General features: G+C 62.4%; 18 protein-coding genes and 1 riboswitch. Of the genes, 16 read left to right on the forward strand and 2 right to left on the reverse strand.

Annotated features, from left to right (window positions below):
• Window positions 1–194: 194 nt before the first annotated feature.
• Both M1D51_RS08750 and M1D51_RS08755 read left to right on the forward strand, forming a co-directional pair.
• Complete coding sequence (locus tag M1D51_RS08750; protein ID WP_172324550.1) at window positions 195–1,526, forward strand: ammonium transporter; 1,332 nt, start codon at window positions 195–197, stop codon at window positions 1,524–1,526.
• Window positions 1,523–1,861 (forward strand): P-II family nitrogen regulator, encoded by a 339-nt coding sequence (locus M1D51_RS08755; RefSeq protein ID WP_011775128.1) that lies wholly within the window; start codon window positions 1,523–1,525, stop codon window positions 1,859–1,861. The genes M1D51_RS08750 and M1D51_RS08755 overlap by 4 nt, the downstream gene beginning before the upstream one ends.
• A 77-nt stretch (window positions 1,862–1,938) precedes the next feature.
• On the opposite strand, the gene M1D51_RS08760 is transcribed toward M1D51_RS08755, so the two are convergent.
• Entirely contained in the window at window positions 1,939–3,339 is a 1,401-nt protein-coding gene (locus tag M1D51_RS08760) for a glucose-6-phosphate dehydrogenase (RefSeq protein ID WP_458109229.1), read from the reverse strand.
• Window positions 3,340–3,506: 167 nt separating this feature from the next.
• On the opposite strand from M1D51_RS08760, the gene ffh reads away from it, so the two are divergent.
• Both ffh and M1D51_RS08770 read left to right on the forward strand, forming a co-directional pair.
• Window positions 3,507–5,087, forward strand: coding sequence for a signal recognition particle protein (gene ffh, locus M1D51_RS08765; RefSeq protein WP_091550278.1), 1,581 nt, complete (start codon window positions 3,507–3,509; stop codon window positions 5,085–5,087).
• A 65-nt stretch (window positions 5,088–5,152) separates the two neighbouring features.
• Window positions 5,153–5,875, forward strand: coding sequence for an alpha/beta fold hydrolase (locus tag M1D51_RS08770; protein ID WP_172324552.1), 723 nt, complete (start codon window positions 5,153–5,155; stop codon window positions 5,873–5,875).
• On the opposite strand, the gene thiC is transcribed toward M1D51_RS08770, so the two are convergent.
• Window positions 5,858–7,681, reverse strand: a complete 1,824-nt coding sequence (gene thiC / locus M1D51_RS08775; protein ID WP_458109569.1) for a phosphomethylpyrimidine synthase ThiC — start codon at window positions 7,679–7,681, stop codon at window positions 5,858–5,860. The genes M1D51_RS08770 and thiC overlap by 18 nt on opposite strands.
• A riboswitch (TPP riboswitch) is annotated at window positions 7,677–7,784 on the reverse strand. Its footprint overlaps the gene before it by 5 nt.
• Before the next feature lie 84 nt (window positions 7,785–7,868).
• On the opposite strand from thiC, the gene M1D51_RS08780 reads away from it, so the two are divergent.
• The 12 genes from M1D51_RS08780 to M1D51_RS08835 all read left to right on the forward strand — a co-directional run bounded on the left by M1D51_RS08780 (window position 7,869) and on the right by M1D51_RS08835 (window position 16,229).
• Window positions 7,869–8,948, forward strand: coding sequence for an amidohydrolase family protein (locus tag M1D51_RS08780; RefSeq protein WP_458109230.1), 1,080 nt, complete (start codon window positions 7,869–7,871; stop codon window positions 8,946–8,948).
• A 75-nt stretch (window positions 8,949–9,023) separates the two neighbouring features.
• Window positions 9,024–9,896 carry a VOC family protein gene (locus M1D51_RS08785; RefSeq protein WP_458109231.1) on the forward strand — a complete coding sequence of 291 codons (873 nt, stop codon included), beginning with the start codon at window positions 9,024–9,026 and terminating at the stop codon, window positions 9,894–9,896.
• Between the two features lie 101 nt (window positions 9,897–9,997).
• The gene (locus M1D51_RS08790) at window positions 9,998–10,435 is read left to right on the forward strand and encodes a hypothetical protein (protein WP_458109232.1); all 438 of its coding nucleotides are present in this window, start codon (window positions 9,998–10,000) and stop codon (window positions 10,433–10,435) included.
• Between the two features lie 234 nt (window positions 10,436–10,669).
• Window positions 10,670–11,089, forward strand: a complete 420-nt coding sequence (gene rpsP, locus M1D51_RS08795) for a 30S ribosomal protein S16 (RefSeq protein ID WP_017199647.1) — start codon at window positions 10,670–10,672, stop codon at window positions 11,087–11,089.
• A 1-nt stretch (window position 11,090) separates the two neighbouring features.
• Window positions 11,091–11,333, forward strand: a complete 243-nt coding sequence (locus M1D51_RS08800) for an RNA-binding protein (protein ID WP_011775119.1) — start codon at window positions 11,091–11,093, stop codon at window positions 11,331–11,333.
• Between the two features lie 132 nt (window positions 11,334–11,465).
• Entirely contained in the window at window positions 11,466–12,020 is a 555-nt protein-coding gene (gene rimM / locus M1D51_RS08805; RefSeq protein ID WP_458109233.1) for a ribosome maturation factor RimM, read from the forward strand.
• Window positions 12,021–12,821, forward strand: a complete 801-nt coding sequence (trmD, locus tag M1D51_RS08810; RefSeq protein ID WP_458109234.1) for a tRNA (guanosine(37)-N1)-methyltransferase TrmD — start codon at window positions 12,021–12,023, stop codon at window positions 12,819–12,821.
• Window positions 12,822–13,097: 276 nt separating this feature from the next.
• Complete coding sequence (gene rplS, locus M1D51_RS08815; RefSeq protein WP_014922079.1) at window positions 13,098–13,451, forward strand: 50S ribosomal protein L19; 354 nt, start codon at window positions 13,098–13,100, stop codon at window positions 13,449–13,451.
• 79 nt (window positions 13,452–13,530) lie between these two features.
• Window positions 13,531–14,205, forward strand: coding sequence for a signal peptidase I (gene lepB, locus M1D51_RS08820; RefSeq protein WP_458109235.1), 675 nt, complete (start codon window positions 13,531–13,533; stop codon window positions 14,203–14,205).
• Complete coding sequence (gene lepB / locus M1D51_RS08825) at window positions 14,206–15,018, forward strand: signal peptidase I (protein WP_458109236.1); 813 nt, start codon at window positions 14,206–14,208, stop codon at window positions 15,016–15,018. It begins immediately after the preceding gene.
• Window positions 15,018–15,794, forward strand: coding sequence for a ribonuclease HII (locus tag M1D51_RS08830; RefSeq protein ID WP_458109237.1), 777 nt, complete (start codon window positions 15,018–15,020; stop codon window positions 15,792–15,794). The genes lepB (M1D51_RS08825) and M1D51_RS08830 overlap by 1 nt, the downstream gene beginning before the upstream one ends.
• Window positions 15,795–15,884: 90 nt before the next feature.
• Window positions 15,885–16,229, forward strand: coding sequence for a DUF2469 domain-containing protein (locus M1D51_RS08835; protein ID WP_018776202.1), 345 nt, complete (start codon window positions 15,885–15,887; stop codon window positions 16,227–16,229).
• The last annotated feature ends 38 nt before the right edge of the window (window positions 16,230–16,267 follow it).

Below are 16,267 nucleotides of genomic sequence, written 5' to 3' on the forward strand. Positions count from 1 at the left end.
GGAGAAGTCCGACGCCTGAAACATATCCGTAACACCGGAGATATGCACCATTTACGTTGGGGAGGTTGTTGTAACCGGCGCGCAATATAAAACCCGAGCAGGTGAAACACGGCGGCACAAAACTCTTAAGCAGGACGCAAACGGCGTCAGGACAGCGGTTGAACCGCAGATCTAGCAAGAGAGGAACGTGCACCATGGAACTTACCGCAGGTCACGTATGGGTCATGGTGGCGGCTGCACTTGTGCTGTTCATGACACCTGGTCTGGCATTTTTCTACGGCGGCATGACACGCGCCAAAGCAGCCTTGAACATGATGATGATGAGCTTCATCTCCATCGGCATCGTGGGGGTCGTCTGGGTACTGTGGGGCGCCTCAATGAGCTCCGGCGAAGGCTTCATGGAGATCGTGGGCAACCCGTTCGCTTCCTTCGGCCTGATGGGAGTTGAAACCACTCCGGACGCCATGATCAAGATCGGCTACGCAGCCACTTTCGCCATCATCACCGTTGCCCTCATCAGCGGTGCGATCGCTGACCGGGCCAAGTTTGGTGCTTGGAGCATCTTCGTTCCGGTCTGGGTCACCCTGGTTTACTGCCCGCTGGCCTACATGGTCTGGGGCGGCGGGCTGTTCGGGCCTGAAGGTGCGATCGGCAAGGCCCTCGGCCCGGCCATCGACTTCGCCGGCGGCACCGTTGTGCACATCAACGCAGGCGTCGCGGCATTGGTCCTGGTCCTCATCATCGGCAACCGCCGCGGCTTCGGCAAGGACCCGAACCACCGTCCCCACAACATCCCGTTCGTCATGCTCGGCGCTGCAATCCTCTGGTTCGGCTGGTTCGGTTTCAACGGCGGCGCAGCAACCACCGCCGAGCAGGCAGGCCTTATCTGGATCAACACCCTGGCAGCCCCGGCAGCAGCCATGATCGGCTGGCTCATCACCGAACGCATTCGTGACGGCCACCCGACCTCGCTCGGCGCAGCATCAGGTGTCGTAGCCGGTCTGGTAGCCATCACCCCGGCCTGTGCAAACGTAGACCCCATCGGCGCCCTCGGCCTGGGTGTCGTGGCCGGTGTTGCCTCGGCCCTGGCAGTTGGCCTGAAGTTCCGTTGGGGCTTCGATGACTCCCTGGACGTTGTGGGCGTCCACCTCGTCTCCGGCATCATCGGCACCGTGGCATTGGGCTTCATCGCCAAGTCCACTGACGGAGTCGGCGGCGGCCTCTTCTACGGCGGGGGCTGGACCCAGATGTGGGCACAGCTCGCAGCGGCCGGCATCGCCATTGCTTTCTCGGCCATCATGACGGCCATCATCGCCTTCGCCATCCACAAGACCATGGGCTTCCGGGTTTCCACGGAGCAGGAGAACGTTGGCGTCGATCTCAGCCTCCACGCTGAGACGGCCTACGAGTTCGGAGTCAACGGCCACGGTGGCAGCTTCCAGCCGCTGCACAATGCGGTGACAGGAAAGTCCGACCCCGCCGCAGCCAAGGCCCCCGCAGAAGGCAAGGAGAGTGTCCAGGCATGAAGCTCATCACAGCGATCGTCCGTCCCGAAAAGCTTGAAGCAGTCCGGGAAGGCCTCGAATCATACGGGGTCCAGGGCCTGACGGTCAGTGCAGCCAGCGGCTACGGACGCCAGCGCGGCTACACGGAGGTGTACCGCGGAGCAGAATACAACGTGGATCTGCTGCCTAAGATCCGCATCGAAGTACTGGCCACGGACGAGCAGGCGGATGACATCCTGGATGTCCTCATCGCCAGTTCAAATACAGGCCGTGCCGGAGACGGCAAGGTGTGGACCGTGGACGTTTACGAGGCAGTACGGGTCAGGACCGGCGAGCGCGGCGCAGCCGCGATCTAAGTCCTCAACTCCACATGAAGCGGGCCGGGTACCTCTCAAGGTACCCGGCCCGCTGTTTGGTTCTCTTTGTCCCGGCTTTACTCCACGACGCCGGTGGGCCAGTCCGCCGGCCCCGCGCTGCCGGCGTCGTACTCTTCCAAGGGGACGCTGCCGCTCTCCCAAGCGCGGAGGACCGGCTCGATGATCCGCCAGCAGTCCTCTGCGGTATCACCGCGGACGGACAGGAGGGGGTCGCCGTTGAGGATGCCTTCCAATACTTCGCCGTACGGCAGCATTCCGGCTGCGTTCAGTTCAGTCACCAGGCTGGCGCGATCCAGGGTGAAGATGTCGCCGGGGCCATTGACGTCCACGTCGAGCTGGAGCACATCAGGACCGAATCCGATCCGCAGCTGGTTGGGGGAGTCCACGCCGGAGAATCCCCGCGGCAAGTGGGGCACGGGGCGGAAGGTGATGATGGCTTCTTTTCGCCTGCGTCCCATGGCCTTCCCGGAGCGCAAAATGAACGGGACGCCCTTCCACCGCCAGTTCTCGATCTCTACCTGAACCTCTGCGAGTGTTTCGGTATTTCGTGACGGGTCCACACCTTCCTCGGTGGCATAGTCCGGTATCTTCCGTTCGCCGAGGGTTCCCGCTGTGTAGCGCGCACGCCGTGTCGAGCCGGCGTAAGGGGCCTTGATGCTGCTGGCCCTCAGGACGGTCGCTACGGCGTCACGGAGGTCGCGCTCTTCAATGGTTGCCGGGGCATCGATGGCCAGGAACGCCATGATGTGCAGGAGATGGCTCTGGACCATGTCCCTCAGTGCCCCCGCTGTGTCGTAGTAGCGGGCACGGCCCTCAAGGGCGAGGTCCTCATCGAAGATGACTTCCACTTTTTCGATGTGGTCGCGGTTCCACACCGGCTCCAGGAACCTGTTGGCGAACCGAAGCCCCAGGATGTTCAGTACCGTGGCCTTCCCCAGGAAGTGATCCACCCGGTGGATGTGGTCTTCGGGGACCAGGGCGGCCAGCGTCTTGTTCAGTTGGTGCGCAGACTCGGTTCCCGAGCCAAAAGGCTTCTCCATGACCAAGCGTGTACCGGGAGGCAACTGATCTTTATGCAGTACCTCGCAGGCCTTCTGGCTGACGTGCGGCGGGAGGGCGAAGTAGATGGCAACCGGCCCCTCCAAGGTCGAGAGCAGGTCCGCCAGGGGGCCGTCTGCCGTGACATCAAGCTGGTGGTACTCCGTGGCACCGGCCACGTTTGCCAAAGCCGCCCGGCCGGCGTCGTCGGCTGTACCCGCGGCCGCCGTGAAAGCCCCGTGAACCCGTTCCCGCCACTGTTCAAGGGTCCAGGGATCCGAGCCTGCACCTGCCAGCCGCAATCCGGGAGCCTTGCCGGAAGCCAGCAGTCCGGCGAGTCCAGGCAGCAGGAGCCGGCCTGTCAGGTCCCCGGACGCGCCGAGGATGAGCAACGTTTTTACAGTTGTTTTACTGGTCACTGTGCCAGCATGCCATCTTGCAGGTCCGACTTGGTACCCTAGATAGTCGAGTCCCCTAGTCGATTCAGATTTGTTGGGTTGAGGCATGTTTGCTGGGGGCAATCGTCAAGACTGTGGTGTGCCGCATTGGCCGCCATTCGCAGACCATCGAAAGAAGTGCACGGCGCGTGTTCAATTCACTCTCTGACCGGTTGACAGCAACCTTCAAGAACCTTCGTGGCAAGGGCCGCCTCACTGAGGCTGATGTTGATGCCACAGTCCGGGAGATCCGCCGCGCCCTGCTGGACGCGGACGTCGCAGTATCCGTGGTCCGTGAGTTCACTGGCCGTGTGCGCGAGCGCGCATTGGGCGCCGAAGTTTCCGGTGCCCTGAACCCGAGCCAGCAGATCGTCAAGATCGTCAACGAGGAACTCGTGGAGATCCTTGGTGGTGAGACCCGCCGTATCCGCCTGGCTAAGACCGGCCCGACCATCATCATGCTCGCCGGCCTCCAGGGTGCAGGTAAGACTACCCTCGCCGGCAAGCTGTCCAAATGGCTCAAAGCCCAGGGCCACAGCCCGATGCTGGTGGCCTGCGACCTTCAGCGTCCCAATGCAGTCACGCAGCTCCAGGTGGTTGGCCAGCGCGCGGGCGTGCCCGTGTTCGCTCCGCACCCCGGTGCCACTTCCGAGCTGGAGCACCCTGCCGGGGACCCCGTAGCCGTCGCGAAGGCCGGTGTTGAGGAAGCGCGCCAGAAGCTGCACGACGTCGTAATCGTTGACACCGCCGGCCGCCTCGGTGTCGATGCCGAAATGATGGATCAGGCCCGCCGCATCCGCCAGGCGATCATCCCCAACGAAGTTCTCTTCGTCATTGACTCCATGATCGGCCAGGACGCTGTCAACACGGCGATGGCGTTCGATGAAGGCGTCAACTTCACGGGCATCGTGCTGTCCAAGCTCGACGGCGACGCCCGCGGCGGTGCTGCGCTTTCGGTGGCCTCGGTAACCGGTAAGCCGGTCATGTTCGCGTCCACCGGTGAAGGCCTGGACGATTTCGAACTCTTCCACCCTGATCGCATGGCTTCCCGCATCCTGGACATGGGTGACGTCCTCACCTTGATCGAACAGGCTGAGAAGGCGTGGGACAAGGATGAAGCGGCCCGGATGGCGAAGAAGTTCGCCGATCAGGAAGACTTCACCCTGGACGACTTCCTGGCCCAGATGCAGCAGATCCGCAACATGGGCTCCATGAAGAAGATGCTCATGATGATGCCGGGTGCGCAGAACATCCGTCAGCAGCTGGAGAACTTCGATGAGAAGGAGATCGACCGTGTCGAGGCAATCGTCCGGTCCATGACGCCGCACGAGCGCGTAGCTCCCAAGATCATCAACGGCTCACGCCGTGCCCGTATCGCCAAGGGTTCCGGCGTCCACGTGTCCGAGGTCAACGGCCTGTTGGAGCGGTTTGCCCAGGCCCAGAAGATGATGAAGAAGCTAGCCCAGGGCGGCGGCATGCCGGGAATGCCCGGAATGCCTGGCCTTGGCGGCCCGGGCGGAGGACGCAAGGGCGGCAAGAATGCGCCCAAGAAGAAGGCTCGTTCCGGCAATCCGGCAAAGGCCGCACAGGAACTGCGGGATGCCGAAGCCAAGCGGGCGAACGCAGCCTCGGCAGCGCCGTCGGGTGCGGCTTTCGGACAGGGCGCGGCGGACTTCGACCCCTCTTCGCTCAACCTTCCCAAGGGCTTCGAGAAGTTCCTCGGTAAATAGGCTGTGGCCGGCATCCCAACGGCGTTTGCAGTTGGGATGTCAGGGCCGTGGAATAGGCTGAACCAATGCATAAGCAGCGCGTAGTCTTCGTTCACGGCCTGGGTAGTTTCGGTGCCGCTGCCTGGCCGAAACAGCACGGCATGGCCCTTGCCTATGACGCGCTGTTCCTACGCCGGCACGGCTTCGACGCCGCTGCCGAACCATTGGAATCGAGCGTCGCCGCTGACGTTGCCATTGTCATCAATGCCCTCGCGGATTCGGGCGGCGGCCATGTGGTTGCGCACGAGCAAGGTGCCATTTCCGCCATGCTTGCAGCTATCGAGCGCCCGGACCTGGTGTATTCGCTGAGCCTGGTTGAGCCTGCCTGCCTGTCCCTGACTGCCGAGCTTCCAGCCACCGCATCCCACCGTGCCCTCATGGGGCCGCTGTTCGATGTCCGCAACCAGCTCAACGATGCCGACTACCAGCGTGAGTACTACCGCCGGGCGTTCTCTGCCGAGACCGGGGGATTGGATTCTCCCGAAGCCCGGCGTTCAGCCCGCAGGCTCAGGCTCCAGGCCCCGCCATGGGATGCTCCGCTGCACATTGTCCCCGGCGTCCCTACCTTGGTACTCACTGGCGGGTGGGAACCCCTCTACGAGGAAATTGCCGGTTATCTCCAGGAGACCGGCGCCCTCCGCCGGGTAGCAGCGGGAGGGCACCGGCCCCAGGACTCACTGGACGGAGATCACATTATCCGTTCGTTTGTTGCGGACGTCAGGCGGGCCATGTCAGTCCAGGCTTCCTGAACCGGCCTCAACTGCGGTGGGGACCTGAAGTTCCGGCAAATAGACTTTTCCACCCGAGGCCAGGAATTCCTGGCTCTTCCCGCGCATGCCGCTGTACATTTCTGTGATCGCTGCTTGTGCTTCCGCTGATCCGTATTCGTCCCGGATGTCCTGGCTGATGCGCATCGAACAGAACTTGGGGCCGCACATGGAGCAGAAATGAGCGGTCTTGGCAGGTTCTGCCGGCAACGTTTCGTCGTGGAATGCTTCCGCCGTCTCCGGATCCAGCGAGAGGGCGAACTGGTCGCGCCAACGGAACTCGAACCTGGCCTTGGACAGCGCATCGTCGCGTTCATGGGCCCCGGGATGGCCCTTGGCGAGGTCGGCGGCATGTGCTGCGATCTTGTAGGTGATGACGCCCGTTTTCACGTCATCCTTGTTTGGAAGGCCCAAATGTTCCTTGGGCGTCACATAACAGAGCATGGCAGTCCCGTATCTGGCGATCTCGGTGGCACCGATGGCTGAGGTGATGTGGTCATAGCCAGGGGCTACATCGGTGACCAAAGGTCCCAAGGTGTAGAACGGAGCTCCCTTGCAAAGTTCCTGCTGCCGTTCCACGTTCTCCCTGACCAGGTGGAACGGCACATGGCCCGGTCCTTCCACCATGACCTGGACATCGAACTCCCACGCCCGCTGCGTCAGCTCGGCCAGGGTGTCCAATTCGGCAAACTGGGCGGCATCGTTGGCGTCGGCGATCGCACCCGGTCGCAGGCCGTCGCCCAGGGAGAAGGCGACGTCGTAGCGGGCGAAAATTTCGCAGAGCTCGTCAAAGTGGGTGTACAGGAAGTTTTCCTGGTGGTGCGCCAGGCACCAGCCGGCCATGATCGACCCGCCGCGGGAGACGATTCCGGTCACCCGGTTGGCCGTCAGGGGCACATAGCGCAGCAGCACGCCGGCGTGGATGGTCATGTAGTCCACGCCTTGCTCGCATTGCTCCATCACGGTGTCCCGGAAGATCTCCCATGTCAGCTTGTTGGCTTCGCCGTTAACCTTTTCCAGGGCCTGGTAGATGGGGACGGTCCCGATCGGGACAGGGGAGTTGCGGATCAGCCACTCCCGCGTGGTGTGGATGTCATCACCGGTGGAAAGGTCCATGACGGTATCGGCACCCCATTGTGTAGCCCACTGCAGCTTGTCCACTTCTTCTGCGATGGAGCTGGTAACTGCCGAGTTACCGATGTTGGCATTGATCTTCACCAGGAAGGCTTTGCCGATGATCATCGGTTCTGACTCGGGGTGGTTGATGTTGTTGGGAATGATGGCCCGCCCCGCGGCTACTTCGCTTCTGACCAGCTCAACATCACAGTTTTCCCGCAGTGCGACGAACTGCATCTCAGGAGTCACCATCCCCTGCCTGGCATAGTGCATCTGCGTGACGGTCCTACCTTCGACGGCGCGTCGAGGCACTGGTTTCGCGCCCTTCCATTCCGCTGATGCTTCCCCGCGCCTAACCGCGGACCTTCCGTCATCGAGCAGGTTTCGTTGCCGCCCGGAGTAGGCCTCGGTGTCTGCGCGGTCCTCGATCCAGGCAGCGCGGAATGGTTCCAATCCCATGATGGGGTCACTGCCGGGACCTGCCGTGCGGTACACCTGGAACGGGTGGTTGGCTTTGCCGTTCGGGGAAGGTTCCAGCGCGATCTCCGTGAAGGGAACCCGGATTCCGTTCTCCTTATCCTCGCGGTAGGCCAAGGAATGGGACTTCATGGCCTGGGTCGCGGATCCAACCGCATTTTGGGCAGGGCTGTGCTGTGTTTTGGTGGTGCTCAAAGGATTACTCACTTCCTTCGCCGGCATTACCCGGACAGGTTCAACGGTCGCAGACTGCTTCAGTCCGATCTCAGCCCCTGCAAGGGCACCCGTGTGGTCGTAGACGAAGCTACCACAGCTGCCAACAGGCACCCAGTCACATGCGTGCACCAACCTTCAAGGCACTGCGGCAGACTAGGCTTTTTCCATGGCCACCATCGAATTTTCCGGACCCGTGCTCGTCTCGAGCAGCGAGGAACGCCACGGGATGTGGTCCGTGGACGGCATCCTGACCTTTGTCCGTCCCGCGAAGGCGCCGGACCGTGTACTGGATGGCTGGGTCCTCCCGGGTTTTGTTGACGCTCACTGCCACATTGGTCTGGGAGTGGGCGGCGCCGTTGGCGAGCAGGCCACCTTTGCCCAGGCCCGGGCCGACCTCGACGCCGGTACGCTGTTGATCCGCGACGCCGGGTCTCCCAGCGACACCAGATGGGTCCAGCAGCGTACAGACTTGCCCCGGCTGATCCGGGCGGGCCGGCACATTGCCCGGAGCCGGCGGTATATCCGTGGGTTGGGCCACGAAATCGAACCCGGCGATCTCGTCGAGACGGTTCGGAAGGAAGCCCGGGACGGTGACGGGTGGGTGAAGTTGGTGGGGGACTGGATTGACCGGGGCCACGGCGATCTCGCCGCCTCGTTCCCGGCCGACATCGTGAAGGACGCCATCTCCGCCGCCCACGATGAGGGCGCCAGGGTAACCGCGCACTGCTTTGCCGAGGACACCATCGACCACATGCTAGATGCCGATATTGATTGCATTGAACATGCAACGGGCCTGCTGCCGCGGCACATTCCCCGCTTGGTGGAGCAGTCCGTGCCGATCGTTCCCACGCTGGTCAATATCGCCACCTTCCCCGATATTGCCGCCCAGGCTGCTCCGAAGTTTCCCGACTACGCGGACCATATGATGCGTCTGTGGGAGCGGCGGCGCGAGCGTGTGCTGGAGGCCTTTGAGGCGGGCGTGTCAATCTACACGGGCACGGATGCCGGCAGTGTGATCAGGCACGGCAGGATCGCCGATGAGATGAAAGAACTGCACGACGCCGGCCTGCCGCCGGCGGCGGTCCTGGACGCCGCAACCTGGGGCGCCCGTGAGTGGCTGGGAGCCGAAGGGATCAGCGAAGGGGCGAGCGCCGACGTCGTGCTGTGTTCCGAGGATCCGCGGCTCCGGCTGGAGAGTGTTTCCCGCCTCCAACACATTGTTCTTCGTGGTTCACTGGTTCGTTAGGAATAAATTGAAGCTTCAAGTAATTTAGTCTGTAGAAGGTGTCGATAGGCGGCACCGCGGAAACAGGAGCTTCGCATGACCACACCATTGAGCCAGGATCTTCTGCCGGCTGAACTCACCATGGGCACGGTAATGCTCAAGGTTGGCGACATGAAGGTCATGAGTGACTATTATCAGCGGGCCCTTGGCCTGGAAATCGTGGCCGAGCAGGACGGCGGTTTGTATCTTGGGCGCGTCGGGAAGCCGGTGGTGCATCTCGCTCCGGCGTCCGGCCTCCGGATTCCAGGCCGCGGGGAGGCGGGTCTGTTCCATACGGCCATCCTGTTCGAAGACCAGCCGTCCCTGGCCGCGACGATCGCTACCGCCGCCGAATACGAGCCCCGCGCCTTTGCGGGCAGCGCCGACCACCTGGTCAGCGAAGCGTTCTACTTCACAGACCCCGAGGGCAATGGCATTGAGCTCTACTATGACAAGCCGCGGGAACTGTGGCAGTGGGACGGCAAGAGCGTGGTGATGGACAATGTGGCCCTGCCGCCGCAGCGATTCCTCCAACAGCACCTCAACGAAGCTGCGGTGACCGGCCAACACCAGGCGGCGGCGGGAATCGGACACGTCCACTTGCAGGTAGGTGACGTCGCAACTGCCCAGCGCTTCTATGTGGAAACCCTTGGTTTTGAGCGGACCGCGGGCTGGCATGGTCAGGCGCTGTTCGTTTCCGCCGGCGGCTATCACCACCACATGGCCATGAATGTCTGGAACAGCCGTGGTGCCGGCCCCCGGAAGGACACTCTGGGTCTGGGGGAAGTGCTCATTGAAGTCCCTGGTGCCGAGGACGTAGCCGCCCTGGCGGATCGTTTGAAGGTTGCAGGCGTGGAGAATCATCACACCGGTGCCGAGCTTCACTTTGAGGATCCGTGGCGGAACAAGTTGCGGGTCGCAGTTCGCTAAGCCGCGTCGCATCTGCTGCACTAGGCTGGGCAGTGACGGCACGGAACCATTCGGGTTGTGTGCCGCCGCCCCGTCAGCACGAAGGAATGAGAGTACTTTCCATGGGCTTTGCCGAAATTTTTGTTGCCACCCACGATGAAGCACTCAAGAGGGCAGCTGCCCTGGACAAGGGCGCCGACGTCGCCGGCCCCGCCGTCAGGATTGACGGCATCACTGACTTCGAAGTGGAGCAGTTGGGCGACCTCGCGGGCCAAGCGGTCCACGCAGCGGGTGCTGATTATGAACTTGCCCTGGTTGATGTGACCAGTGACGCGCTCCTCGGAGTCCCCGAGGCCATGGTGCGTGCGCTGGCCGAACTGCTGACCTATGAGAGCGAAGGTGACTCCAACGTCCTCGACGACGTTGCTGCCGCCTGGGCTGCCCAGGACGACATGCCCTTTGATGCCGCCCAATCCCGCCAGTACGTTCAACAGTTGGCTGCCCTGGCAACCGACGTCGAGAAGGTTGAACGTTCCGGCCTCTACGTCTGGTCCGAATAGCACCCGGGCCCGCGCTCGGGCCCCAGTTTCCACCCTCGGGTGAGCAACAACACACGGACCCAGGTGGCGTAAGTCGTATTTGCTCCGGGCATCTGGCACAATAGACAGGTACTCGATCGGTGCGGCCCCTCTCTCCGTGCACGTATCTTGTCCTTCGAACCGTCCAGTATGGCCCGCCCCACGGGTGCAGAACGTCGGGTTCACCTCGTTTCAGAAACAGGAGTGACCACAAAAGTGGCCGTAAAGATTCGCCTTAAGCGCTTCGGTAAGATGCGCGCACCGTACTACCGCATTGTCGTCATGGATGCCCGCGCCAAGCGCGATGGCCGTGCCATTGAAGAAATCGGCAAGTACCACCCCACCGAAGAGCCGTCGTACATCGAGGTCGCTTCCGAGCGCGCCCAGTACTGGCTCTCCGTTGGCGCCCAGCCGACCGAGCAGGTTGCCGCGATCCTCAAGATCACCGGTGACTGGCAGAAGTTCAAGGGCCTCCCGGGCCAGGAAGGCACCCTGAAGACCAAAGCTCCGAAGGAAGCCTTCGTAGCACCGGAGAAGGGTTCCGTCATCATTCCGGAAGCCATCACCAAGAAGGCCAAGAAGGACGAAGCCGAAGCTCCGGCCGAGGCTGAAGCAGAGACCACCGAGGCTGAGTAAGTTGCTGGCAGAAGCGCTCGAGCACTTGGTCCGTGGGATCGTTGACAGCCCTGAGGATGTCAAGGTCAGTGCCAAGAACAACCGCCGCGGGGAATCCCTTGAGGTGCGTGTTCACCAGGAGGACCTCGGACGGGTGATCGGCCGTCAAGGACGCACCGCACGCGCATTGCGCACTGTGGTTGCAGCCTTGGCTGGTGGCGAGCAGGTCAGGGTCGACGTCGTCGACACCGACCGTCGCCGGTAACGCGCTCAGCACTGCTTGTCTTAAGTCCGGCCCCTTCACCGAATATGGTGGAGGGGCCGGATTGCTTTATCCACCATTTCAGAACCGTGGCTGCCCGGCGGGCGCGGGCATAAGAAGAATTCAGAGGAACCCATGCAGCTCCAGGTGGCCCGGATCGGCAAACCCCATGGCATTCGCGGCGAGGTGACCGTCCAGGTACTGACCGACGCACCGGCCGAGCGCTTCGTGCCAGGAACCGAGTTCATCGTGGAGCCCGCCTCGGCAGGCCCGTTGACCATCCGCAGCGCCAGGTGGAACAAGGACATCCTGCTGTTGGGTTTCGACGAGATCGCAGACCGCAACGCGGCCGAAGTCATCCGTGGTGCCAAGCTCTTCATCGAGACCGAAGAGCTTGACGACGAGGACGACGACGAAGGCTGGTACGAGCATGAACTGGTGGGCCTCGAGGCCCGGGTTGGCTCGCAGGTAGTTGGCAAGGTTGCCGCCCTCAACACCATGCCGGTCCAGGACCTGTTGATGGTCAAGACGGATGACGGCAAGGAAATCCTGGTGCCCTTCGTCGAGGAGATTGTCCCCGAGGTCAATGTCGAGGACGGCTACATCCTGATCACTCCGCCGGCCGGTCTCTTTGAGGTCAATGACGACTCCTCCGAGGAGCCCAAGGGCGGCGCAGGGGATGAAGCCTGAATGAGGATTGATGTTGTCAGCATCTTCCCGGAGTACCTTGCACCGCTGGAGCTCTCGCTCATAGGCAAAGCCCGCCAGGACGGTCTGCTGGAACTCAACGTCCATGACTTGCGCTCTTTCACTACGGACAAGCACAGGACCGTGGACGATACTCCCTATGGCGGTGGCGCCGGAATGGTCATGAAGCCGGAGCCTTGGGCCCAGGCGCTCGAGTCGGTGGCGGGGGCGCGTGAAGGTGCCAAGCCGGTACTGATTGTTCCGTCGCCGGCGGGGGAGCGGTTCAACCAGGCGCTGGCTTACGAGCTGGCCGAGGAAGAACAGCTCGTATTCGCCTGCGGCCGCTATGAAGGCATTGACGAACGCGTCATCGACTGGGCCCGGGACCACTTCACTGTCCGGCCGGTCAGCCTCGGAGACTACGTCCTCAATGGTGGCGAGGTGGCGGTGCTTGCCATGGTCGAGGCCATTGGACGGCTCCTGCCCGGAGTGGTGGGCAACCCGGAATCCCTCGTTGAGGAGTCCCATTCCGATGGCTTGTTGGAGTACCCCGTTTACACCAAGCCTTCGGCGTGGCGCGACCATGACGTCCCTCCCATCTTGTTGAGCGGCAACCATGGAAAGATCGCCCAGTGGCGGCGGCACGAGCAGTTCCGGCGGACGGCCGAGCGCCGGCCCGACCTCTTGGAAGCGTTCGACGCCGGTGCGTTGAGTCGCGCTGACCGCAACGCTCTCGCTGACCTTGGATTCGACGTCGTCGACGGACGCCTGCGTCCCCGGCCCGGCGGTGAGGCAGCAAACTGAGGTCCGCTGCCGTCGTCGAGCGTCCCAAACGGCCGGACCAGTCCTGGCAGTTGGCCCGATGGCAGCGCATATGGCAGAATTAACCCTTGTGTCTACTGGGCTGACACCTGCCACAGGGGGAGTTCAGCCAACAGTCGGACAACCCGGCGACGCCAATCAGTGGCGGAGCCGGACACTAAGAATCTTCGGCGGAGATTTCCGGTTGCCTTTCGTGCCCCGGGCTTGTCCGCCGTAACCCAACGTGAATGACCTGTGGCGTTCACCAGGAGTGGATTAATGCATATCCTCGATAGCGTAGATGCAGCCTCGCTGCGTAACGATGTTCCCGAGTTCCGCGCGGGTGACACCCTCAAGGTTCACGTCAACATCATCGAAGGCAAGAACTCCCGTGTCCAGGTATTCCAGGGCTTCGTCCTGGGCCGCCAGGGTGACGGCGTTCGCGAAACCTTCACCGTGCGCAAGGTTTCCTTCGGTGTCGGCGTAGAGCGTACCTTCCCGGTACACTCCCCGATCATCGACAAGATCGAGGTCGTCACCAAGGGTGACGTCCGCCGCGCCAAGCTTTACTACATGCGCGCACTGCGCGGTAAGGCTGCGAAGATCAAGGAAAAGCGCGACTTCGCCAAGTAAGTCCTGCGACTTACCAACGGGTCCAGGATTCGTGCCCGGTAGTTCCGGAGCAATCCGCAACGCAACAGGGATACGAGTCATGGACACAACAGAACGCCAGCCCCGGAAACAGGGCTGGCGTTTTGTTTTCCTGGCACTGCTCCTCGCCGTGGCCATCAGCGGACTGGTCCGGTCCTTGTGGCTGGACGTTTACTACATCCCGTCCGAATCCATGGAACCCCTCCTCGGGGCAGGGGACAGGATCCTGGTGTCACGTACGGCCTTTACTTCCGAGCCGATCCGCCGCGGTGACATCGTGGTCTTCGACGGCCGGGGCTCGTTCGCTCCGCTGAGCAGCGGACAAGGTCCTTTTGTCGACGCCGTATCGGCCGCAAGCCAATGGTTTGGACTGACCGGCAGCGACACCACCTATGTCAAGCGGGTCATCGGCGTTGCGGGGGACCGCGTCCAGTGCTGTGATTCCAACGGCCTCCTCACGGTCAATGGTGAGCCGCTTCAGGAACCCTACGTGTATCCGGGGGATGAGGCCAGCAAGCAGAAATTCGAGGTCGTGGTCCCTGATGGCCGGCTTTGGCTGATGGGTGACCACCGCTCCCGTTCTGCAGACTCCCGGGGACTGCTGGGTGCGCCGGGTGGCGGCATGGTTCCCGTGGAACGCGTGATCGGCCGACCGGTCCGGATCATCTGGCCACTTGATAGATTTGCAGAAATGCCTCGCTCTCCGCAGGCCGAAATATCGAAGAACGGACAGTAGATGCCGGACAAAGCTCCAGAGAATCCCGAGCGGTACGACGACGACGCGCGGGTCTCGGACGTAACGGCACCTGCCCCCGGGGTGGCTGATTCCCGGGAGTCTACGGGCGGCGCCCACGCAGTGGAGAAGCCACGCAAGAATCCTGTCCTGGTCTGGGTCAAAGAGATCGTGACCGTGGTGGCCATCGCGCTGGTGCTGTCATTCCTGCTGAAGACCTTCCTTTTCCGCGCGTTCTATATTCCGTCGGAATCCATGGAAAGCACCCTGGACGTCAATGACCGTATCTTCATCAATTTGCTGGTTCCTGAACCCTTCGCCCTGCAACGCGGCGATGTTGTGGTGTTCAAGGATTCCCAGAGCTGGTTGACGCCGGTTGCCAAGAAGCCCGCCGGCCCCATGGACTGGGTAGGGGACGCACTGGAATTTGTGGGCTTGGCTGCCGATGACAATGAGCAGCACCTCGTCAAGCGTGTCATCGGGCTTCCCGGTGACAGGGTTTCCTGCTGCGATGCCCAGGGGCGTGTCAGTATTAATGGTGTGCCGTTGGATGAGACCTACATCAACCCTGCCGAGATACCGCAGCCGAATGCGTTCGACATTGTTGTTCCAGAGGGCAAGGTCTGGGTAATGGGTGATAACCGTAATCATTCGGCAGACTCCCGGGCGCACCAGGAGAGCAACGGCGGCTTCATCAACATCGAAGACATTGAAGGTCGGGCTACTGTCATAGCCTGGCCCGTGAATCGCTGGACCTACCTCGACAACTTCCCGGACGTCTTCCGCGACGTCCCCGAGAGCACCCCGGCAAAATAATGGCAACAACGGCTGCCGGCTCCAAGATCAAGACCCAGGCCAAGTCTCCGGCCAAGAGCAACAAGAAGGCCAAACCCGCCACCAAGGCCAAGAGCCTTGTGGGTTTCCCCACCCTTGACGTGGAACGGTCCTTCTTGTCGCCCGGTGTCCGGTTGCTGGCCGGCGTGGACGAGGTGGGCCGCGGGGCGCTGGCAGGGCCCGTCAGTGTAGGGATAGCCGTGGTGAGCCTCGAGGACCATGGCTTGTTGGCCGATGTCCGGGACAGCAAACTTCTCAAGCCCGAGGACCGTGACAGGCTGGAGCCCCTGGTCCGTGACTGGGCAATTGCCTCGGCGGTGGGGCATGCCTCGGCGCGGGAAATCGATGACATTGGCATCATTGCCGCGCTTCGCCTGGCGGGCACCCGGGCGTGGTGCGAGATCCTGGCCGGCGGTGTCACCCCCGATGTTGTTCTGCTGGATGGCAGCCACAATTGGTTGTCACCGGATGTCCAGGCCTCCCTCTTTGACGAGCCGGCCCTGGGCCCTTGGTGCGAAGCACCCGTCCATACCCGGGTCAAGGCGGACATGAGCTGCCTCAGCGTCGCCGCCGCCAGTGTCCTTGCCAAGGTGGCCCGTGACCGCATCATGGTGGATCTCCACTCGGAGGTCCCTGCCTACGGATGGAACGAAAACAAGGGCTATGCCACCTCCGCCCACAGGGACGTGATCCGGCTCCAAGGGCCCAGCGCCTATCACCGGACCAGTTGGAACCTCACGGGGCCCGAGGCTGACTGAGTACCTACAGTTCGGCGCTGCGGCCTGACCGGCGCCGATGTGAGACCTTCGGTGGCGGCTGCCGCCCGGCAGATAGTGCAAGATGGAAGTATGAGCGCCGAGGACCTTGAGAACTATGAAACCGATATGGAGCTTCAGCTCTACCGCGAGTACCGGGACGTTGTCGGTCTGTTCAGCTACGTTGTGGAAACTGAGCGGCGTTTCTACCTGGCCAATCACGTGGACCTACAGGCCCGCAGCGCGGATGGCGAAGTCTACTTTGACCTGACCCTGCAGGATGCGTGGGTGTGGGATGTTTACCGTTCAGCCCGGTTCGTCAAGAATGTCCGCGTCATTACGTTCAAGGACGTCAACGTCGAAGAACTGCCCCGCAGCGAAGACCTCGCCTTGCCGAAGGATGGGGGCCTCGGAGACCTCGGTGATCTGGGCAACTAACTGCTGACTCTTCCTCCACAGCAGTGCTCCGGGTGGGT

This window comes from Arthrobacter sp. R3-55 (assembly GCF_054161505.1).